The sequence below is a fragment of the Myxococcus guangdongensis genome (assembly GCF_024198255.1).
Lineage (GTDB): Bacteria > Myxococcota > Myxococcia > Myxococcales > Myxococcaceae > Myxococcus > Myxococcus guangdongensis.
In genome coordinates this window covers 63577-84514 of record NZ_JAJVKW010000008.1, presented here as the reverse complement: position 1 = coordinate 84514, position 20938 = coordinate 63577, and the positions used below count along the sequence as shown (strand labels likewise).

Here is a 20938-nt window from a genome sequence, read left to right as displayed (position 1 = left end):
CATGCCCGGCTTCACGGCTGGAGGGAGGCTGAGAGGTCCACTTTCCACCCAGACGGCTCCCGGACCATCCGGACCTCATGGGTGCTGCCTGACGAGCGCACGAGCACGGTCGCCTCGTCGCCCGCCTCCCGGACCAGGGAGACCTCCGTAACATCCGGAGGAGGGGGGACATTCGCGAAGAACAGGCCCAAGGGCTCGGCCTTCACCGCGCCACCGGAGGCATCGCTCACCGCCTGCGCCCGCTTCTGGAGGGCCGCCTGCGTCGGCTGGGACAACGCGCCCCAGGCCTGACGCAGCTCACCGCGCTTCACCAGCCGGTGGAAGGAGGTATAGGCGTCCTGGGGTGTGCCGAAGCGGGGCTGGTTGCAGCCGCCCATGCCCACCAGGAGCAGGGCCAGCAACCAGGGCGTCGTCGCGGTCAGGCGCATGGGAGTGGGGTTTAGGTCAAACCAGCGCCGGGGGAAAGCCTCTGGTGAGGCCGTGTCACGGAACGTGTTGCTGGACACGGTTGCGCCCCGCTCCCTTGGCCGCGTAGAGCCCCGCGTCCGCCGCGCGCAAGAGCGCCTCCGCCGTCTCCAAAGCCGGGGAGGGCACCGTCGCCACGCCCAGCGACGCCGTCAGCCGCACCTGCTGCGGCTTTCCGTCCGGACCCACATGCTCCACGCCCAGGGCCGCGATGGCCTCTCGCACGCGCTCGCACACCTTGAGCGCGTCCTGGGGCGCCGTCTCCGGGAGCAGCGCGATGAACTCCTCGCCGCCGTAGCGCGCCAGCATGTCCACCTCGCGCAGCCGCGCGCGCGTCGTCTGGGCCACCGCCTTGAGCACCTGGTCTCCGAAGACGTGGCCGAAGGTGTCGTTGATGCGCTTGAAGTGGTCGATGTCCAGCATCACCAGCGACAGGGGGGACTGGTAGCGCTTGGAGCGCGCGAACTCCTCGCTCAGCCGCTCCTCGAAGCAGCGCCGGTTGTACAGCCCCGTCAGCCCGTCCGTGCGCGACAGGGCGAGCAGCTCCTCGCGCTTGCTGGCCAGCTCCTTGTTGGCGCGGTCCAGCTCCCGGTTCTTCTCCACCAGCGCGTCCTGGAGCACCTTGAGCCGCAGCATCGACTTCACCCGCGCCGACAGCTCCAGCATGTCGAAGGGCTTGACCAGGTAGTCGTCCGCGCCCAGCTCCAGCCCCTCCACCTTCCCGGCCGCCTGGCGCGCCGTCATCAGAATCACCGGGATGAAGCCGAACCCGTCCTCCCCCGCGTTCGCCTTGATGATGCGGCACACCTCCACGCCGCCCAGCCCCGGCATCTCCACGTCCATCAGGATGAGGTCCGGCCGCGACTCGCGGATGGCCGACAGGGCCTGGGTCCCGTCGTGCGCCTCCTTGAACACGTAGCCCCGCGGCGCCAGCCCCTCGCGCACGTGCGCCACATGCGCCGGGTCGTCGTCGACGATGAGCACCGTCCGCCCACTGAGCTCCCCGCCTGTCCCCGCCCGACGCGCGACCTCCTGCGTCTTCTTCCTCTCGCCGTCCGCCATGCGGTTGCGCCCCCAGTGCAATCATCCCGCGCTGCCAGAATGGCCCTGATTCTCACCCGCCGTCCCCGCAGAAGCCAAGAGGGACGGCAAGTGCCCGTCACTTCACGCGCTCAGAGCGGTTTGCGCAGCCGGGCCCGGTAGACGGGCTCCCCCGAGGACAGGTACCGCCGCTCCCGCGTGGAGGGTACCTCCTCCGGGTCATACGGATGGAAAACGCCGGAACCCAAGGGGTTGTGGAATCCCACGGATTCCAGGATGGACAGCATGTTGACGGCGCGGTCCTGCACGTCGGTGCGCATGTCGAAGAGGCCGCCGGGGACGAGCTTCGCGAGCAGGAGCCTGGCGAAGTCGGGTTGGACGACGGCGCGCTTGGCGTGGGAGCGCTTCCACCAGGGGTCGGGGAACTGGAGGTGGATGACGGCCAGGGAGTTGTCCGCGAAGATGCGGGGCACGACGAAGCGGGCGTCGGACTCCACGACGCGCAGGTTCTTCATCTCGGCCTTGGCGGCGCGGTCCTGGGTGTCGCGGGCGTACTTCTTTCGCCACTCGAAGGCGACGAAGCGCACCTGGGGGTTCCTGCGACAGTACTCCAGGGCGTGGCCGCCGGCGCCGGAGCCGATTTCGAGCTCCAGGGGGCCCGCGAAGCCGAACTCGGCGTCCCAGTCGGGAGGGGTGGCCATTTCGACGAGGTGGAGTCCGACGGGGTCTGGCAGCAGGCGAGGGCGGGGCATGTTCCAGGCGCTCCAACCACGGCCAAGCGGGGTCTGGCCAGGGAAAAACACTGGTATAGGGGGGGCATGAAGGTCTTCCACTCGGTGGCGGAGGCGGGCCGGGCGCTCGAGGGCCGGGCGCTGGCTCTGGGCAACTTCGACGGCGTGCACGTGGGCCACCAGGCCCTCTTCGCGGAGGCGCGCAAGCACGCGTCCCCCGCGGCGTTCACCTTCAACCCCCACCCGGGCAAGGTGCTCCAGCCGGACCTGGCGCCCAAGCTCATCACGCTCCTGCCCCGGCGCCTGGAGCTGCTCGCCTCCTGTGGGCTGGAGGCCGTGGTGGTGCAGGCCTTCTCGCGCGACTACGCCCGCACGGGCCCCGCCGACTTCGAGGCCACGCTCTTCGATGCGCTGGGCGTGGCGCACGTGGTGGTGGGCAGCGACTTCACCTACGGCGCCGCGCGCGCGGGCACGGTGGACACGCTGCGCGAGGCCGCGGGCCGCCGGGGCGCCCGGGTGCACGTGGTGACGCCCGTCACGGTGGACGGCGTCGTCGCCTCGTCGTCGCGGGTGCGCGAGTACATCCTGGAGGGGCGGGTGTCCGCGGCCTGCCGGCTGCTCGGCCGCCCGTTCGATTTGGACGGCACCGTGGTGGCGGGGGCGGGTCGCGGGCGCACCATCGGCTTTCCCACCGCCAACGTGGACACGCAGAACGAGCTGCGGCCGGCGCCGGGCGTCTACGCCATCCGGGTGTGCTTCCACCACGAGGCGGGGGCGGGCGCGTGGCACGGGGGCGCGGCGAACATCGGCATCAAGCCCACCTTCGGCGGCACCGAGGTCACCATCGAGGCGCACCTGCTGGACTTCACGGGGGACCTCTACGGCCGTGAGCTGCGGGTGCAGTTCCTGGAGCGGCTGCGCCCCGAGCAGCGCTTCGGCTCCGTGGCGGAGCTGACGGGGCAGATCAAGCGCGACGTCGAGGCTGCTCGCACGGTGATTGCCAGGACCGGCGGCTGACCCCCGCATTTTTCCCGTGAGTGTTCAATGGGTTGGCGGCTCGGGGAGCCCGAGGGGGCGCCTTGACGGATGTGAGCGGCTCCCCTCTAATTCGCCGTCAGGAACCGTGCCAAAGGTGCTGTGGGGCCCCGAGGCAACGCCCGCGTCTCCCCTGGAGCGAGGTGGGCCCCCGCCCGCTTCGTCCTTCTTTGCCACAAGGAAGAGGCTTCACGAATGTCCGGTCGATTGGGTGAACTGCTGGTCCGCGAGAACCTCATCTCCGTCCAGCAGCTTCGCAAGGCCCAGGAAGAGCAGCAGAAGAGCGGCACGCGCATCGGCACCGCGCTCATCAAGACGGGCGCCATCGAGGAGTCGAAGCTCACCGACTTCCTCTCCAAGCAGTACGGCGTGCCGGCCATCAACCTGAAGGACTTCGACGTCGACCCGGACATCATCAAGCTGGTGCCCAAGGAAGTGGCCGAGAAGCACCTGGTCATTCCGGTCAACCGCGCGGGCCCGTCGCTGATCGTCGCCATGTGCGACCCGTCCAACATCTTCGCCGTGGACGACCTGAAGTTCCTCACCGGCTACAACATCGAGACGGTGGTGGCCTCGGAGGTCTCCATCCGCGAGGCCATCGAACGCTACTACGCGGAGAAGGGCCCCTCGATGGAGGAGATCGTCGGCGACGTCGGCGACGACATCGAGCTGGCGAAGGAGGAGACGGAGAACATCGACGAGATGGCGAAGGCCGCGGATGACGCGCCCGTCGTCAAGCTGGTGAACCTCATCCTCATGGACGCCATCAAGAAGCGCGCGTCCGACATCCACATCGAGCCGTACGAGAAGGACTTCCGGGTCCGCTTCCGCATCGACGGCGTGATGTACGAGGTGATGCGGCCGCCCATGAAGCTGCGCAACGCGATTACGTCGCGTTTGAAGATCATGGCCTCGCTGGACATCTCCGAGCGCCGCCTTCCGCAGGACGGTCGCATCAAGATCAAGATTGGCGGCGGCAAGGAGATGGACTTCCGCGTGAGCGTGTGTCCCACGCTCTTCGGCGAGAAGGTCGTGATGCGTCTGCTCGACAAGAGCAACCTCCAGCTCGACATGACCAAGCTGGGCTTCGACGCGCAGCCGCTCGCGTGGTTCAAGGAGGCCATCGACCGGCCCTACGGCATGGTGCTGGTGACGGGCCCCACGGGCTCCGGCAAGACGACGACGCTGTACTCGGCGCTCTCCAGCCTCAACGACGTGGGCACCAACATCTGCACCGCCGAGGACCCGGTCGAATTCAACTTCGCCGGCATCAACCAGGTGCAGATGCACGACGACATCGGCCTGAACTTCGCGGCCGCGCTGCGCTCGTTCCTCCGCCAGGACCCGGACATCATCATGATTGGTGAGATCCGCGACTTCGAGACGGCGGAAATCGGCGTGAAGGCGGCCCTCACCGGCCACCTGGTGCTCTCCACGCTGCACACCAACGACGCCCCGGGCACGGTGAGCCGTCTGCTCAACATGGGCATCGAGCCGTTCCTGGTGACGGCCTCGCTCAACCTCATCCTCGCCCAGCGTCTGGCGCGCCGGCTGTGCCCGGCCTGCAAGAAGCCCGCGGACACGGTGGACGAGCAGGCCCTCATCGACGCCGGCATCCCCCCGGACAAGATCGGCACCTTCACCCTGTACGAGAAGGTCGGCTGCCGCGACTGCAATGATCGCGGCTACCGGGGCCGCGTGGCCATCTACGAGGTCATGCCCTTCTGGGACGGCCTCAAGGAGCTGGTCATCAACGGCGCGTCCGCCTCCGAGCTCAAGCAGGAGGCCATCCGCCTGGGCATGAGCAGCCTGCGCATGAGCGGCCTCAAGAAGGTGATGGACGGCGCGACCACCCTGGAAGAAGTCGTGGGCAACACCGCGCCGGACCGCTTCTAGTCACTTCCTCCCCCAGACTGAATCGAAGGACACCCCCACCGTGGCCAACCTGCACCAGCTCCTCAAGGCGATGGTCGAGAAGGGCGCTTCCGACCTCCACATCACCACCGGCTCCCCGCCCCAGCTGCGCGTGGACGGCGAGCTCGTCCCCTTGAAGACGGCGCCGTTGACGCCCGTGGAGACCAAGCAGCTCTGCTACTCCATCCTCACGGATGCCCAGAAGCACAAGTTCGAGGAGGACAACGAGCTGGACCTGTCCTTCGGCGTGAAGGGGCTGTCGCGCTTCCGCGCCAACATCTTCATGCAGCGTGGCGCGGTGGCCGGCGCGTTCCGCACCATTCCCTTCAAGATTTTGACCTTCCAGGAGCTGGGCCTGCCGCCCATCGTCGCGGAGCTGGTGAAGAAGCCCCGCGGCCTCATCCTGGTGACGGGCCCCACGGGCTCGGGCAAGTCCACCACGCTGGCCTCGATGATCGACAAGATCAACACCGAGCGTCATGAGCACATCATGACCATCGAGGACCCCATCGAGTACCTGCACCCGCACAAGAACTGCCTGGTCAACCAGCGCGAGGTGGGCGCGGATACTCGCAACTTCAAGACGGCCCTCAAGTACATCCTCCGCCAGGACCCGGACGTGGTGCTCGTCGGCGAGCTCCGAGACCTGGAGACCATCGAGGCGGCGCTCACCATCGCGGAGACGGGTCACATCTGCTACGCGACGCTGCACACCAACAGCGCGGTGCAGACCATCAACCGCGTGCTGGACGTGTTCCCGCCGTACCAGCAGCCGCAGGTGCGCGCCCAGCTCTCCTTCGTGCTGGAGGGCGTGATGAGCCAGGCGCTGGTGGCCAAGGCGGGCGCTCCGGGCCGCATCCTGGCCCTGGAGGTCATGGTGCCCAACCCCGCCATCCGGAACCTCATCCGCGAGGACAAGGTCCATCAGATCTACTCGTCCATGCAGGTGGGTCAGGCCAAGTACGGCATGCAGACCTTCAACCAGGCCCTGGCGGCGCTGTTGCTCCGGCGCCTCATCTCCCAGGATGAGGCCTTCGGTCGCTCCAGCGACCCGGAGGAGCTGCGCAACATCCTGGCCACGGGCGGCACGGTGCCGGGGGTACAGCGGCCGACCGGGGGAGCGGCGGGTCGTTAGTTCCTGGTTTTGAGATTCAGCGGTTAGACTCGCGCGCGCGTCCGCGGAGGTCGAGCTCATGGCAGCACAGGCAGTCCAGAAGTCACCAGCTTCCAAGAAGAACACCGCCCAGTTCCTCTGGGAGGCGAAGACCAAGAGCGGTGAGACCAAGAAGGGCGAGATGGAGGCCTCGGACACCGAGGCCGTCAACGCCCGCCTGAAGTCCCTGGGGCTCAATCCCGTCAAGGTGCGCAAGAAGAGCGCGCTCGACGGCGACATCTCCATCCCGGGCATGGGTGGCGTGACGGGCAAGGACATCCTCGTCTTCACCCGTCAGTTCGCGACGATGATCGACGCGGGTCTGCCGCTGGTGCAGTGCTTGGACATCCTCGCCAGCCAGATGGACAACCCGGCCTTCAAGAAGGTGCTGCTGGCCATCAAGGGCAAGGTGGAGCAGGGCAGCACCTTCGCCGACGCGCTCAAGGAGCACCCGAAGGTCTTCGACGAGCTCTACGTCCAGCTGTGCGCGGCCGGCGAGGTCGGCGGTATCCTCGACACCATCCTCAACCGGCTCGCGGCCTACCGTGAGAAGAGCGAGAAGCTCAAGCGCAAGGTCAAGGGCGCGATGACCTACCCGGCCATCGTCATCCTGGTGGCCGTCGGCGTGACGGCGCTGCTGCTCCTCAAGGTGACGCCGGTGTTCGCCGCCATGTTCGCGGACTTCGGCTCGGCGCTGCCCGCCCCCACCCAGTTCGTGGTGGACTTGTCCGCGTGGGCGGAGGCGTACTGGCTGCACGTCGTCGGCTCCATCACCGCGGTGGTGGTGTCGTTCTCCTGGAGCTACAAGCAGCCCAAGGGGCGCAAGTTCTGGGACAAGGTGTTCCTGAAGATGCCGCTGTTCGGGCCCGTGCTGCGCAAGGTGGCCGTGGCGCGCTTCACGCGCACGCTGGGCACGATGATCTCCTCCGGCGTGCCCATCCTCGACGCGCTGGACGTGACGGCGAAGACGGCCGGCAACAAGACGGTGGAAGAGGCCATCTACTACGTGCGCGGGAAGATCGCCGAGGGCAAGAACATCGCCGGTCCGCTGCTCGAGACGAAGGTGTTCCCCTCCATGGTGGTGCAGATGATTGGCGTCGGTGAAGCGACGGGCGCCATGGACACCATGCTCAACAAGATCGCCGACTTCTACGATGACGAAGTGGACACCGCCGTCAGCGCGCTGACGGCGATGATCGAGCCCATCCTGATGGTGTTCCTCGGCGGCGTGGTCGGCGGCTTCCTCATCGCCATGTACCTGCCCATCTTCTCCATTGCCGGTGCCATCAAGTAGCTCTGTCGTCTCCAGCGCGCGCGCGGATGAGGCCGAGAGGCTCCGCGTGCGCCTGGTCTGGCTGGTGTTGTTCCGCACGGTGGCGGCGAGCCTGTCGCTCGTCATCACCGTGGGCCGCCTGCTCTTTCAGCCCCTCGAGGAGCCGAGCCGGGCGGACTCGCTCTCGCTCGGCGTCATCATCGCCGCCTACGTGTCCACGGTGGTGGTGGGCATCCGCCTGCGGCGCGAGCGGGCGGGGCGGCTGGACGCGTGGGTGCAGGTGCTGGGGGACGTGGTCATCGCCACGGGCCTCGTCTACCTGAGCGGTGGCTCCGACTCGCCGCTCACGTTCCTCTACAGCCTGGCCGTCATCGGCGCCGCGGTGGTGCTGGACTGGCGCGGCGCGCTGTGGGTGGCGGCGGCGGGCGCGGTGTCCTTCTCCTCGCTGGTGGTGGTGCTGCGGCTGACGGACTCGGCGCCGCTGGGGCCGGTGCTGTCCAGCCGAGGCCTGTTCGTGCTGGGCAGCAACCTGCTCGCGCTGGGCCTCATCGCGGTGCTCGCGGGCTACCTCTCGCGCCAGCTGTCCGCGGCGGGCGGGGCGCTGTCGGCGCGCGAGGCGGACCTGCGCCGGTTGGGGGGGCTGCAGCAGCAGATTCTCTCCTCCATGCCGTCGGGGCTCATCACCTGCGACTCGCAGCGCCGCGTCACCTTCGTCAACGCCGCCGCGCGCGCCATCCTCCAGGTGGAGGGGAGCGAGGGCGTGGGGCAGCCGCTGGAGGCGCTCCTGCCGGGGGTGTCGGTGCTGGCGCCGCGCTCCTCGCGAGGCGAGCTGGTGGTGGGCGCGGAGCAGGGCCGCCGCCGCATCCTCGGGTTGTCGGTGACGCCGCTGGAGGGCGAGTCGGGCGCGCTGCTCATCGTGTTCCAGGACCTGACGGAGCTGCGCAGGATGGAGGAGGACCTGGAGCGTTCGGACCGGCTGGCGAGCCTGGGGACGCTCTCCGCGCAGCTGGCGCACGAGCTGCGCAACCCGCTGGCGGCGATGCGGGGCTCGGCGCAGCTGCTCGCGCAGGAGCGCTCGAGCGACGTGGTGGTGCAGAAGCTCACCAACATCCTGGTGCGTGAGTCGGACCGGCTGGGGCGACTGGTGGAGGACTTCCTGCGCTTCGCGCGGCCTCCGGAGCCGGTGCGGCGCGAGGTGCCGCTGGATTCGCTCCTGACGGAGACGGTGGACATGCTGCGCGCGGACCCGCTGGCCCGGGATGTGCGGGTGGAGGTGTCCGCGCGCGAGCCGTTGATGGCCGCGGTGGACCCGGACCAGTTGCGTCAGGTGCTCATCAACCTGGTGCGCAATGGCTTCCAGGCGGCGGGGCCTCGGGGTGAGGTGAGGGTGGGACTGGCCCGGAACGAGAAGGAAGCGCAGATTCGGGTGTGGGACTCGGCGGGGAGCATCACGGAGGAGATGATGGGGCACCTGTTCGAGCCCTTCTTCACCACGCGGGACGGGGGCACGGGGCTGGGGTTGTCGACCGCGCATTCCATCGTCCGCGCGCATGGTGGCTCCATCCGCGTGCGCTCGGACCCGGCCGAGGGAACGGAGTTCGTCGTGGGGTTGCCGCTGTGACGACCATGCAGTCTCAAGAGGGCGCCTTCCGTGGCCATGTCCTCGTCGTGGACGACGAGCTGTCCATGCGCGAGTACCTGGAGCTGCTCCTGCACCGCGAGGGCTACGTGGTGACGAGCGTGCCCGGGGTGAAGCCCGCGTGCGAGGTGCTCGCGCGGGATGGCGTGGACCTGGTCATCTGCGACATGAAGCTGGGGACGGGCAGCGGGCTGGACGTGCTGCGCACGGCGCGAGCGCGCAAGGAGCCGCCGGAGGTCGTGCTGATTACGGCCTTCGGCTCGCCCGCCGCCGCGGTGGAGGCGATGCGCGAGGGCGCGTACGACTACATCTGCAAGCCCTTCGACAACGACGAGCTGCGGCTCCTGGTGCAGAAGGCGCTGGAGAAGCGCCTGCTCCGGCAGGAGAACACCACCCTGCGCGCGCGGCTGTTGCCCGGGCTGGGCATGGCGGTGGGGCAGAGCGCCCGGATGCAGGCGGTGTGGTCGTTGGTGGAGAAGGTGGCGCCGGGGCGCAGCACGGTGTTGGTGACGGGGGAGAGCGGCACGGGCAAGGAGCTGGTGGCGCGGGCCGTCCACATGCGAGGCAGCCGGGCGGCGCAGCCGTTTCTGCCCTTCAACTGCGCGGCCCTCAACGAGGGCACGCTGGAGAGCGAGCTGTTCGGCCACGTGAAGGGCGCCTTCACGGGGGCATTGCACGAGCGCTCGGGGCTCCTGGTGTCCGCGGGCGAGGGCACCGTGATGTTGGACGAAGTGGGGGAGATGCCGCTGGCGACACAGGTGAAGCTCTTGCGCGTGCTGCAGGAGCGCAAGGTGAAGCCGGTGGGCAGCGCGGCGGAGGTGCCCTTCCAGGCGCGCGTCATCGCGGCGACCAACCGGCGGCTGGAGGTCGAGGTGAAGGCGGGCCGCTTCCGCGAGGACCTCTTCTACCGGCTCAACGTGATTACGCTCGAGCTGCCGCCCCTGCGTGAGCGCGCGGGGGACATCTCGCTGCTCGCGGGCCACTTCCTGTCGAGGATGGCGGAGGAGCTGGGGCGTCCGGCGCTGCGCTTCGCGCAGGAGACGCTGGACCTGCTGGAGCGCTACGCGTTCCCCGGCAACGTGCGGCAGTTGCAGAACATGGTGGAGCGCGCGGCGACGCTGTCGGACACGGACCTGCTGGGCCCGTCCACGCTGCCGCCCGCGGTGCGGGGCGAGTCGGAGCCGGTGTCGCGTCCGGGCGAGCCGGGAGAGCCGCCGTTGGGCACGGGCTTCAACCTGGAGCGCCACCTGGATGACAGCGAGCGGCGCTACCTGCTCGCGGCCCTGAAGCAGGCGGGCGGCGTGAAGACGCGCGCCGCGGAGCTGCTCGGGCTGTCCTTCCGCTCGTTCCGCTACCGGCTGGCGAAGCACGGCCTCACGGATGAGCTGGAGGAGCCGACGGGACGCGGGTGAGGCGGGGCTTCAGCCCCGCGGCTCCTCGGGCCGCGAGGCGCGGAGGACGCGTGTGGTGGAGAAGCGGTTGAGCACGGGGACGCGCGCGAGCACCCGCTCCATCACCCCATAGGCATTCTCCAGGACCCCTGGGAAGCTGGGGAAGAACACCGGGAGGTTCTCCAGCCGCAGTTGTTCGAGCCCCGCGTGCCGTGTCCACTCACGTGCGTTGTCGGGCGTGAGCTGGAAGAGCCCCTTCTCGATGGGGTCGCGCAGGTACATGAGGTTTGCTGGGTGGAGCGGGTTGGGCTCCACGCAGATGACGTGGCCTCCGGCGCGGACGACGCGGCGCATCTCGGCGAGCATGGAGGGCTGGGACGCCGCGTGGTGGAGGACATCCACACAGAAGACGGCGTCGAAGGAACGGTCCTCGAAGGGGAGCCGCTCACCGACCGCGGCCTGGAGCGTCACGCGGGATTGGAGGTGGGGCGCCAGCCGCTCCCGGGCCTCGCGCAGGGGGGCCTCGGCGATGTCCACGCCGGTGTACTGACAGTCCTCGGGCATGCGGTCCAGGAAGTATGTGAGCTGCAAGCCCTTGCCCACGCCGACCTCGAGCACCTTGCGACAGCCGGCGAGCGTGTGCGCGAGGAACGCGAACTTGCACTGCATCGTCCGCGGGAAGGAGGGGTGCCCGAACACGCGTGTCGCGACGCGGGCGGGGTCCACTTCGAAGAAGGACTTCTGCTGTCCGTGATGCTCGTGGAATGAGCTCACCGAGAACCTCGTGTGATGGAAGAGGAGAACGCGAAAGCGGGCATTCAGCCCACCTGCGCGACGGAGGCCTGTTGTGATGCATTGGCCCCCGGGGAAGGCGGGATGGCGAGATAGCTCAGCCGCTTGGTCTCGAGGGCAAGCTGACTGGTGCTCTCCAGCACCAGCCCGAGGAAGGCCAGCAGCGAGCCGAACAACACCATGCCCATGGCCAGAATGGCCGTGGGGAAGCGCGGCACCTGACCTGTCTGGAGGAACGTCATGAAGACGGGAACGGCCAGCAACACCGCGAGGAGGATGGTGCTCAAGCCCAGGGTCCCGAAGAACTGGCGGGGGCGGTGCAACCGCTGCAGTCGGAGGATGTGAGAGAGGATGCGGAAGCCATCCCGCCAGGTGTTCAGCTTGCTGGCGGTTCCCTCCATCCGTTTCGAGTAGCGGGTGGGGACCTCGCGCACGGGCATGCGGAGCTGGAGCGCGTGGATGCTCATCTCCGCTTCGATTTCGAAGCCCTCCGACATGCAGGGGAACGACTTCACGAACCTGCGGGACAGGATGCGATAGCCCGAGAAGATGTCGGACTGGCCCTTGTCGAAGAGCCGGGCCACCACCTGGTTGAAGAGCCAGTTTCCGGCCACGTGGCCCATGCGGTACGCCGCCTTCTCGTGGTGGATGCGCGTACCGATGACCATGTCCAGGCACTCCTCCGAGAGCAGGCTCACGAGCCGTCCCGCCATCGAGGCGTCGTACGTTCCATCGCCATCCGCCACCACGTAGACGTCCGCATCCACGTCCGCAAACGCGCGTCGGATGACGTTGCCCTTGCCGCGTCGGGACTCGCCGCGCACGAGCGCTCCCGCGGCGCGGGCCACCTCGCTCGTGTCATCTGTCGACGCGTTGTCGTAGACGAAGATGGCGGCGGACGGGAGCGCCTGGCGGAATGCGAGCACGGTCTCCCGGATGGCGGGCGCCTCGTTGTGGCAGGGGAGAATGACCGCGATGCGCGGAGCTGACTGGGACATGGGACTGGAACGTCCAGCAGGGGGCATGGAGTGCCACCTTTCGGCGTCGCTCGCAGTCTAGCGCAGGACCCCCTCGACCGCGTCGCTTCACATATCGGGTGGCGCGGCTCCCCTGGCTACTCTCCCATGGACAAGCCGCGAGCGGGCGGACCATCCTCGAACACCTTCCGATGATTCCTCCCCGCTATCGTGCCTCGCTCATCCCGCTCGCCGCCGCTGGCGCCTGTGTGCTCGCCTACTGGGCCTTCTGGGAGTCGCAATTCGATGGCTTCCTCCTGAATCTGGGCACCATCAACTTCCCGACCAGCCGCTGGCTGGCGTTGGCGGCCATCCTCGCGTTCCTCGGCTCGCCCCTGGTGGCCTTCGTGACGCTGGCGGGCGGGCGCCTGGTGAGAGGCGAGCAGCTGGAGGCCTGGCGCTCCGCGTGGCGCGCTTATCCCGACCGTCGAAGCGTTCTGTTGGCGGGCGTCCTGGGCACGTTGGTGCCCCTGGCCATCCAGGCTTCGGTGCTCGGCTACACACCGGTGACGGACGACGAGGCCTCGTACCAGTTCGCCGCGGAGTTGCTCAGCTCGTTCCGGCTCTATGTCGCATCGCCGCCGATGAAGCTGTTCTTCGACAACGGGTTCCTCATCAACGACGGGAAGATGTACAGCCAGTATTTCCTGGGCTGGCCCTTCCTGTTGGCTTTCGGTGTGAAAGTCGGGTTGCCGTGGTTGGTGAACCCCGTGCTGTCGGGGGCAACCGCGGTGGGGTTGTTCCTTATCGCCAGGAATTGGTGGGGCAGCGCCTGGGGCCGGGTGGCGGTGGTGCTGTACCTGGTCTCTCCCCTGACGATGATTGGCGCGGCCACGTTGATGTCCCATACCGCGGCCATCTTCGCGCTGACCTGGATGCTCCATGCCGTTCAGCGCCTCGATGTGCGGGGGGGGCTGGGAGTCAGCGCCTGGGTCTCGTTCCTGTTCTGCCTGGCCTTCTGGACGCGTCCTGCCGTGGCGGTGGGGCTGGGGGCTCCATTCCTGGTGATGTGGGCCCTGCGTGTCTGGCGACAAGGCGGAGCCGCGCGTTGGGGGCACGTCGGAGCCTTCGCGCTCATCGCGCTTCCCCTGGCGGGGCTGTTCCTGCTGGCGAACCAGGAGATGACGGGCTCACCGTGGATGACCGGTTACCACGCAGGGGTTCGTTATGCGCAGCAGAACGCCTACCGCTTCGTGTCCTTCGGGCCATCTCAGGTGAAGAGCGACAGCTTCCTGTATTTCCTCACAGATACCTCCGCGACACTGGCTGCGGGGCGGATGGTCCTGGCCCTCTTCCGTCTGAATCTGGATTCGTTCGGCTGGCCCCTGGGGTTCATCTTCGTCTTCCTGGCGAGAGGCATCCCCGCGCGCTGGCTGGCCGCCGCGGTGCTCAGCTTCTGCGTCGCACATCTGCCGGTGGCGGACCCAGGTGTGGATACCTTCGGCCCCGTCCACTACTCGGAGCTGATGTTGCCCCTGGTGTTGTTGTCCACGGTGGGGCTGCGCACCCTCTGGCAGTGGGCGGAGGAGGTTGGCTTCATCCGGTTCGTGCCCTTCGTGATCGTGGGGTTGGTGGTGGCCAGCGCGACGATGTACCTGCCGCCGCGCATCCACACCCTGCGCCGGTTGATGACGGACGTTCGCCGCCCGCGTCTCGCGGTGGAGCGGCGGGTGCCCGACAACTCGGTGGTCTTCGTTCGTCCCGGCTTCGCTCCGCCGTGCACGTCCGCTCCTGCCAATCACTTCGTGTTCTTCAGGCCGAACAACGGGCCCGACCTGGATGCGCCGGTGCTCTGGGTGAATCACATCAACGTGGAACGGGACCGGCAGTTCATGCGGACCGTGTTCCCGCAGCGCTCGGGTTTCATGCTGGTGGTCAATCGCCAATGCCAGCCTCAAATCGTTCCCCTGGAAGAGGCGACTGCCGCTGCCTTCCCTCCGTCGGTGCCCGAGCGTCCTGGTGACTTTCCCGAGGACTCCCCATGACCTCCGTGTTTGCGTGGGCCGGGAGTCCTGAATGCTGAAACAGGAAGCTCGATGGCTGGGGCGGGCGTTGACTGCCGTGCCCTTGAGCCAGGTGTCTCCCTTGCTCAACATCGGTAGCTCCACGCGCTACTTCCGTGAAGTCCAACAGCCGTGGATCGAACGGGAGCTGTTCGCGCCGCTGCGGCGGCGGGGGGGCGTGGTCATCCACCAGGACATGAAGGCGGCGGATGGCGTGGATGTCGTCGGTGCGCTGGGGGACCCGGGCTGTCGCGCGAGGCTCGGCGAGCTGGGGGTGCGTTCCGTGTGCTGCACGAACGTGCTCGAGCACGTGGAGGACCGTCGCGAGTTCGCCCGGCAGTTGATGGAGCAGGTGGCTCCGGGCGGATTGTTGTTCCTCTCGGTGCCTCGCGCGTTCCCGTGGCATCCGGACCCCATCGACACGATGTTCCGACCGACAGTCCCTGAGTTGGTGGAGCTGTTTCCCTCGATGCGATTGGTGTCGTCCGCGATTGTTCCCTGTGGACGTCTGGGCAGTCTGATCGCCAATGACGTGCCCGGGGCCGTCCGGCGTTTGCTGAATCCTGGAGCAGGTGCTGCGACGGATGCTCCCCGTGCGTCGATGGCGAACTGGCTCTGGCCGTGGATGGTGCGGCCCTTCGAGGTGACGTGCGCGGTGCTGGAACGCGTCTGAGTTCCTGGCCGGCTGCGAGGTCAGCTGCCGGATACGAGATGGGCGAGGGTGCGCTCGTACTCCGTCACGAAGCGCTCCAGCCCCCAGCGCGCCTTGGCCCAGTCCGCGATGTCGCTCCGCGGTGGCGGGTTCGACAGGGCTTCTCGCAAGGCCTCCGCCTGGGCGCTCAGCCCTTCCTCCAACCTGACACCGGGCGCATCGGAGACATTGGCGACGAAGGACGGGTCGCGTGAGACGACCGCGGGGAGCCCCGTCAGCATGCCTTCCTGGAGGGTGAGTGGCAGGCCTTCTCCGACAGAGGGCAGCAGCAGGACATCCGCGCAGCCATAGAGCAGGTGCATGCGCGCATGGTCCACCTGCCGCAGGTGCACCGTGTTCGGGAGGTCCGAGACCTCGCTCGCCAGAGGACCATCTCCCGCCACCACGAGCGTCACGCCCTCGGAGGCCAGCCGTCGTTGAAGCTCGGCGACCCGGTGCACGCCCTTCTTGGGAACGAGCCGCGCCGCGAAGAGGACCAGCGCGCCCTTCTCCGGGAGCCCGAACTCCCGTCGCGCCTCCAGCCGCTCCTGTTCGGACAACGGCTGGAAGCGCGGGTCGAAGCCCAGGGGGATGATGCGCAGGGGGTTCTTCACCCCGACGCGCTGGAAGTAGTCGACGACGTGGGGGCTGTAGGTCACCACCTCGCTGGCGGCGCTCAGCAGGGTCCGTCCGAGCGTGCGATAGGCGGCCGCCTGCACCCAGTCCAGCACTCCACCGTAGGGCACCTCGCCCACGTGCTGGGTGACGAGCAGCGGCTTGCGTCGGCCCTTCGAAAGCGCGGTGGTCAGCGAGGAGGAGAAGTAGAGACAGTCATGGACGTGGATGACGTCGGCCCAGCGCACCTGCTCGTCGAGCTCCTTCCATCCGGAAGGCGCCCACAGCGGCATGGGGACGTGCAGGTTCTTCTCGAGCCAGTTCCACGCGGAGACCCGGACGAAGGGGCCTGTCGTTCCTGGCTCCAGGGGCGTGGAGGCGGCAATCCAGCGCACATCGTGGCCGCGGCGCTGGAGCCCCTGGAACAGGGTGTCGATCATGATTTCGATGCCGCCGGGGTGGGGCGGCATGAAGTTGGAGACCTCGAGGATTCGCATGGGACGGGGACCCTGTCGGCGCCCGGTCCATGGGCGCGCGCGGACGAGTATAGGCGCGGACCTCGGGCTGTCCTGGACGGACTTGGGCTCCACCGGCCGGGTCTGGCGTGGAACCGCCCGGCAGGCGCCTTGCCCTCGTTGCGAGCCGAGGTCCCGGCACTGTCAGCGAAGAGAAGCCGGTAGACTCCCGCCCTTCGTGACACCGATGGACTCCGCCGACTCCCGCTCCTTTCGCCTCACACCTCGAACCCAGGTGCTGCTCGTCGCCTTGACGGCGGCGCTCGTCTACGCCGGGACGTTGTCCAACGGCTTCGTCTACGACGATGTGCAACTGGTGGTGGACAACCCCTGGCTGCGCTCCTGGAGCGAGCTCTCGAACGCGTTCCAGCGTCCGCTGTTCCCGGTCGAGGATGGGGCCATTAACGACTCGGCGCGCGGTCCCGCGGCGAGCTACTTCCGGCCGCTCGCGCACGTGCTCTTCTTCGCGCAGCGGGCTGTCTTCGGGCTGGAGGCATGGGGCTTCCACCTGGTGTTGCTGCTGATGCACGCGGCGGTCTGCGCGCTGGTCCTCTGGCTGTTGCGCGCCTGCCTGAAGGTGAAGGAGCCCGGGGCATCGCCCGCCGCGGAGTGGGGCGCGCTGGCGGGGGCGCTCCTGTTCGCCGTGCACCCCGTGCACACCGAGTCGGTGGCGTGGCTGAGTGGCTGCATGGACGTGGCGGCGACGCTCCTGGTGCTGCTCGCCGTGCGGCTCATGGTGGCCGGGCCTTCGTCCTGGGGACGGGGCGTGGGGGCAGGGCTGCTGTGGGCCGCCGGGTTGCTCTTCAAGGAAGTGGCGGTGGTGTTCCCCGCCGTGCTCTGGGCCACGGACAGGGCGACGGGGGAGGGCGTTTCGCCACCAGGGCTCAAGGGCTGGGTGCGGCGCTATGCGCCGCTCGGCGTAGGCGCCCTGGGGTACGCGGCGCTCCGGTTGAACGCCGTCGGTCTCTCCGTGCCGCTCCAGGGAGGAGAAGGGAGCGGGGGCCTGTATCCGCTCCACCTGCTGGCGTTGGTGGGCAAGCTGGGCGGGAAGCTCTTCTGGCCTCATCCGCTCGTGGTGACGATTCCCTCGCAGGTGTCGCCCCTGGTCTCGGAGGTGGTGCTGGGGAGCGTCCTGCTCCTGCTGCTGGCGGGAGCGCTGTGGCGCTCATGGCGCGCGTCCCCGGCCGTGCTCGCCGGAGGCGTCTGGTTGCTGACGCCGCTGCTCCCCATCTTCCTCATGCAACTGCGAGGCGTGGAGGCCTACGCCGAGCGCTTCCTCTACTTGCCCTCCGTGGGTTTCTGCCTGCTGATGGCGGTGGGGGCGAAGTGGGTGCTCGAGCGTTGGCCCGGACAGTCGAGGGCACTGGGGCTCGCGGCGGGAGGCGTGGTGGTGGTCTTCGCGGCGTTGACGTTGGCCCGGGTGCCAGCCTGGCGCGATGACATCTCGTTGTGGGAGGACACCCTGTCGAAGACGCCGGAGGAGCCGAGCATCCACGCCTACCTGGGGGCGTCCTATCTCAAGGCTCGTCGGGTGGAGGAGGCGATCGCGCCGCTTCAGGTTGCGGTCGCGGCGATGCCTCAGCTCTATCAGCCGCAGAGCGACCTGGCCGTTGCGTATGCGCTGATGGGGCGGATGGACCTGGCTGTTCCCCAGCTCGAGCGCGTCCACGCGATGCGCCCCAGGGAGCCCGTCGTCCTTCACAATCTGGGGCTTGCCTTGCGCAAGTCCGGGCGGCTGGAGGAGGCGGTGGAGCGCTTCAGGGCCGTGCTACGGCTGGCGCCCCGGCGCGCGGACTCTCACCTGGAACTGGGGCGCACGCTGCTGCAACTGGGGCGCCCGGCCGAGGCCGTGGTTTCGCTGGAGGAGGCGTTGCGCCTGCGGCCGGACTCGGCTCCGGCGAGGGACGGGCTTCGGCAGGCGCGACTCGCGGTGGGCGCCACGCCGTGAGACACGGGGCCCTGGTGGACAGGGGCCCGCGTGCCTCCGTGGCCGTTCAGCGGAAGTCGCGTCGCTCGAAGATGAAGATGGCGGCCGCGGTGAACAGCGCGGCCCAGCCCAGACCGTAGCCCACGCCGGAGAAGAACGTGGAGGCGTCCACGGGCAGGGCATAGGTGGCCTGGGGACGGAAGTTCATCTTCTCCAGGTTCGGCAACAGGTAGTAGAGCGCGGTGGCCACTGCCTTCACGGGGCCGTCATCCAGCCGCTGCGCGATGTCGAAGAGGTCATTGGCCAGGTGGCCCGCGAAGTAGATGCCCGTGGTGGCGATGGCCGAGACGGCGGGGCCCGCGAAGCTGGAGAAGAGGATGCCCGCGCTGGTGAGCACGAGCAGCTCGAACCAGAGCCCCACCACCGCGAGGACCTGGGTGGGGTTGACGGCGACCTGGAACATCACCAGCTGACTCAGGAAGATGAGCAGCATCGCCCCCATCAGCACGGCGAGCGTGAGCATGTTGCCCGCGAGCCGCGCCAGCAGGAACTGTGAGCGCGACACCGGCTTGCTCACCACGAGGAAGATGGTGCGCCGCTCGATCTCCCGACTCAGCAGGCCGCTCGACAGGAAGATGGTGAGGAAGACGAGGATGAGGCTCATCATCCCCAGGCCGAAGTCGGTGAGCACCCGGTCGAACGTGGCGACCGTCACCTCCGTCACCAGCGTCGATGACAGCAGCACCACCGCGGCGAACGCGCCCACCACCACCGTGACGCGGTTGCGGCGCGCCTCACGGAACCCGTTCCAGACCATCGCGCCGAACGCGCTCATGTGTTGATCTCCCCGCCGACGCTCGTCGCCCGTCCGGAATCCTTCAGGGCATCCATGAAGAGTTGCTCCAGGGAGAACTTCGCCGCCTGGAGGCTGTTGACCCGACCACCCGCCGCGAGCACCTGCCCCAGCAGCCGCTGGCTGTCCGAGTCGGCGACCTGCAACAGCACGCGACCATCCAGGGCCTGCGTGGACTCCAGCGCCACACCCAGGTTCTTCACCTGGTCCAGCTTCAAGCCCTCGACCACGACTTCGACGGAGGGCACCTGCGCGGAGAGCAGCTGCTGCACGCTGCCCTCGCGCACGCGGCGGCCACCCACGAGCACCGCGAGCCTGTCGCAGAGCGCCTCGACGTCCGGGATGATGTGGCTGCAGAACAGGACGGTGGTGCCCCGGTCCCTCTCGGCGAGGATGAGGTCTCGCATCTGCCTGCGGCCCACGGGGTCCAGGCCGCTCGTCGGCTCGTCGAGGATGAGCATCTTCGGCTTGGACACCAGCGCCTGCGCGAGCGCGACGCGCTGGACCATGCCCTTCGAGTAGCGGCGGATCTGCAGCTTCTCCGCGTGGCTCATGTCCACCGCGCCGAGGACCTCCTTCACCCGCAAGTCCAACTCGTGGCCGCTCATGCCGCTGAGCTGCCCGGCGAGCGTCACGAACTCACGACCGGTGAGGTATTCGTAGGGCGAGGGGTTCTCCGGCAGGAAGCCCACCATCCGCCGCGTCGCCGCCTGGTCCACGGGCTGCCCATACAGGTGCGCCGTGCCGCCGCTGGGGCGCACCAGGTTCATGAGGATCTTGATGGTCGTGGATTTGCCGGCGCCATTGGGACCGAGCAGGCCGTAGATCTGCCCGGTGCCCACCTCGAGGTCCAGCCCCTGGAGCGCGCGAACAGTCTTGTTGAACCAGAAGCCTACTTTGTAGGTCTTCGACAGGCCTCGGACCTGGATGGGCGGTGCGTCAGTCGAGTTGAGTGTCATTGGCTCTTCGAATCCAGGGGCTTGGGAACGAGGCGCTCTCCATCCTCGGTCTTCTCGTCGTAGATGATCTCCAACCGGAACCTGGCGGCTGTGGAATAGCTGCGACCGTCCTCTCCAATAAAGAGCTTTCCGCCCAGGGGGTCGGCGGGCAGCTCCCTCACGTCCCGAGAGGCGACGAGCGCCTCCAGGGAGGTGGGGGGCCGGCCCTCTCGCTGCTGATAGCGCTGGATGGCGGCGTCGAGTTCCTGGAGCAAGCGCTCCTGGAGGATTTCGTTCACGCGCCGCTCGTAGTAGGCACGCGTCTCGTCATCCTCCGCACTGTCACGCAGGGCCTGCGCCAGTCCCAGACTCGTATCGAAGTCCCCTGACTGGGCATACAGCCGGGTGGCCAGGCCCGAATACCACTCAGGCGCGCCCGGCTCCTTGGCGAGCTCCTCGATGATGGTGGCCGCTTCCCGGTAGCGCCGCTCGAAGAACATCAGATTGTACGCGAGCTGGAAGTGGATGCGCTTGTCCTCGGGCGCGTTGACCATGCCCTTGCGGAGGATGCGCGAGGACTCCTCGACGTTCGCATACTCCTCGCGGCCAAAATGGATGGGGATGGTGATGCCCGCGAAGGTGTAGACCTTGGCGAACCGGGGGTCGAGGTCCGTGGTCAGGTCCGCGTAGTAATAGATGTCGCGGTACTCGGAGATTTTCCGAGCGGAGCCGACGCGGTTGATGGTCAGCAGCCAGAAGTAGTCGGCCACCAATCCGATTTGCGCCTTGAACAACGCCTTGAGGAAGCCGGCGCGCGGCAGGACCGGGCGGTCGCCGAAGTAGAGCGGGGCGCGAGGGGCGCTGGAGAGGGTGACCACCAGGACCAGACCGGCGGCCAGGAGCACGGGAGGCAGCTTGCGCATCATTCTCTGAAAAGTGACACGGG

At 68.2% G+C, this 20938-nt stretch carries 17 protein-coding genes and 1 pseudogene; 9 read left to right on the top strand and 9 right to left on the bottom strand.

Features of this window, described 5'->3' with window-relative positions:
• Nucleotides 1-11 precede the first annotated feature (11 nt).
• From LXT21_RS24315 to trmB, 3 genes are all read right to left on the bottom strand, one after another.
• On the bottom strand, nucleotides 12-428 hold the full coding sequence (locus LXT21_RS24315; RefSeq protein ID WP_223748114.1) for a hypothetical protein: 417 nt from the start codon (nucleotides 426-428) through the stop codon (nucleotides 12-14).
• A gap of 55 nt (nucleotides 429-483) precedes the next feature.
• A complete protein-coding gene (locus tag LXT21_RS24310) occupies nucleotides 484-1527 on the bottom strand; it encodes a diguanylate cyclase (RefSeq protein WP_254040568.1) in 1044 nt (347 codons plus the stop codon).
• 110 nt (nucleotides 1528-1637) lie between these two features.
• On the bottom strand, nucleotides 1638-2258 hold the full coding sequence (gene trmB, locus LXT21_RS24305; protein WP_254040567.1) for a tRNA (guanine(46)-N(7))-methyltransferase TrmB: 621 nt from the start codon (nucleotides 2256-2258) through the stop codon (nucleotides 1638-1640).
• A 66-nt stretch (nucleotides 2259-2324) separates the two neighbouring features.
• On the opposite strand from trmB, the gene LXT21_RS24300 reads away from it, so the two are divergent.
• The 6 genes and pseudogenes from LXT21_RS24300 to LXT21_RS24275 all read left to right on the top strand — a co-directional run bounded on the left by LXT21_RS24300 (nucleotide 2325) and on the right by LXT21_RS24275 (nucleotide 10663).
• The gene (locus LXT21_RS24300) at nucleotides 2325-3254 is read left to right on the top strand and encodes a bifunctional riboflavin kinase/FAD synthetase (RefSeq protein WP_254040566.1); all 930 of its coding nucleotides are present in this window, start codon (nucleotides 2325-2327) and stop codon (nucleotides 3252-3254) included.
• 213 nt (nucleotides 3255-3467) lie between these two features.
• Nucleotides 3468-5168: a type IV-A pilus assembly ATPase PilB gene (gene pilB / locus LXT21_RS24295; protein WP_254040565.1), complete on the top strand. Its 1701-nt coding sequence runs from the start codon at nucleotides 3468-3470 to the stop codon at nucleotides 5166-5168.
• A gap of 34 nt (nucleotides 5169-5202) precedes the next feature.
• Nucleotides 5203-6321: pseudogene (locus tag LXT21_RS24290) on the top strand (type IV pilus twitching motility protein PilT); the annotation flags it as partial.
• Nucleotides 6322-6379: 58 nt separating this feature from the next.
• A complete protein-coding gene (locus LXT21_RS24285) occupies nucleotides 6380-7633 on the top strand; it encodes a type II secretion system F family protein (protein WP_254040563.1) in 1254 nt (417 codons plus the stop codon).
• Nucleotides 7620-9233 (top strand): two-component system sensor histidine kinase NtrB, encoded by a 1614-nt coding sequence (locus LXT21_RS24280; protein WP_456094088.1) that lies wholly within the window; start codon nucleotides 7620-7622, stop codon nucleotides 9231-9233. The genes LXT21_RS24285 and LXT21_RS24280 overlap by 14 nt, the downstream gene beginning before the upstream one ends.
• A 5-nt stretch (nucleotides 9234-9238) precedes the next feature.
• A complete protein-coding gene (locus LXT21_RS24275; RefSeq protein ID WP_254040561.1) occupies nucleotides 9239-10663 on the top strand; it encodes a sigma-54-dependent transcriptional regulator in 1425 nt (474 codons plus the stop codon).
• 9 nt (nucleotides 10664-10672) lie between these two features.
• On the opposite strand, the gene LXT21_RS24270 is transcribed toward LXT21_RS24275, so the two are convergent.
• Complete coding sequence (locus LXT21_RS24270) at nucleotides 10673-11416, bottom strand: class I SAM-dependent methyltransferase (RefSeq protein WP_254040560.1); 744 nt, start codon at nucleotides 11414-11416, stop codon at nucleotides 10673-10675.
• 44 nt (nucleotides 11417-11460) lie between these two features.
• Nucleotides 11461-12432, bottom strand: coding sequence for a glycosyltransferase (locus tag LXT21_RS24265; RefSeq protein WP_254040559.1), 972 nt, complete (start codon nucleotides 12430-12432; stop codon nucleotides 11461-11463).
• Nucleotides 12433-12602: 170 nt separating this feature from the next.
• Here LXT21_RS24265 and LXT21_RS24260 point away from each other — a divergent pair, with 170 nt between their 5' ends.
• Nucleotides 12603-14435, top strand: coding sequence for a hypothetical protein (locus LXT21_RS24260; protein WP_254040558.1), 1833 nt, complete (start codon nucleotides 12603-12605; stop codon nucleotides 14433-14435).
• Between the two features lie 100 nt (nucleotides 14436-14535).
• Nucleotides 14536-15126: a class I SAM-dependent methyltransferase gene (locus tag LXT21_RS24255; RefSeq protein ID WP_254040557.1), complete on the top strand. Its 591-nt coding sequence runs from the start codon at nucleotides 14536-14538 to the stop codon at nucleotides 15124-15126.
• 20 nt (nucleotides 15127-15146) lie between these two features.
• Here LXT21_RS24255 and LXT21_RS24250 read toward each other — a convergent pair whose 3' ends face one another.
• Complete coding sequence (locus LXT21_RS24250; RefSeq protein ID WP_254040556.1) at nucleotides 15147-16256, bottom strand: glycosyltransferase family 4 protein; 1110 nt, start codon at nucleotides 16254-16256, stop codon at nucleotides 15147-15149.
• A 205-nt stretch (nucleotides 16257-16461) separates the two neighbouring features.
• Here LXT21_RS24250 and LXT21_RS24245 point away from each other — a divergent pair, with 205 nt between their 5' ends.
• Entirely contained in the window at nucleotides 16462-18222 is a 1761-nt protein-coding gene (locus LXT21_RS24245; protein WP_254040555.1) for a tetratricopeptide repeat protein, read from the top strand.
• 46 nt (nucleotides 18223-18268) lie between these two features.
• On the opposite strand, the gene LXT21_RS24240 is transcribed toward LXT21_RS24245, so the two are convergent.
• Genes LXT21_RS24240 through LXT21_RS24230 form a run of 3 tightly spaced genes read right to left on the bottom strand, consistent with a single transcriptional unit; the run spans nucleotide 18269 to nucleotide 20918 of the window.
• On the bottom strand, nucleotides 18269-19036 hold the full coding sequence (locus LXT21_RS24240; protein WP_254040554.1) for an ABC transporter permease: 768 nt from the start codon (nucleotides 19034-19036) through the stop codon (nucleotides 18269-18271).
• Nucleotides 19033-20013, bottom strand: coding sequence for an ABC transporter ATP-binding protein (locus LXT21_RS24235; RefSeq protein WP_254040553.1), 981 nt, complete (start codon nucleotides 20011-20013; stop codon nucleotides 19033-19035). The genes LXT21_RS24240 and LXT21_RS24235 overlap by 4 nt, the downstream gene beginning before the upstream one ends.
• On the bottom strand, nucleotides 20010-20918 hold the full coding sequence (locus LXT21_RS24230; protein WP_254040552.1) for a tetratricopeptide repeat protein: 909 nt from the start codon (nucleotides 20916-20918) through the stop codon (nucleotides 20010-20012). The genes LXT21_RS24235 and LXT21_RS24230 overlap by 4 nt, the downstream gene beginning before the upstream one ends.
• Nucleotides 20919-20938 lie beyond the last annotated feature (20 nt).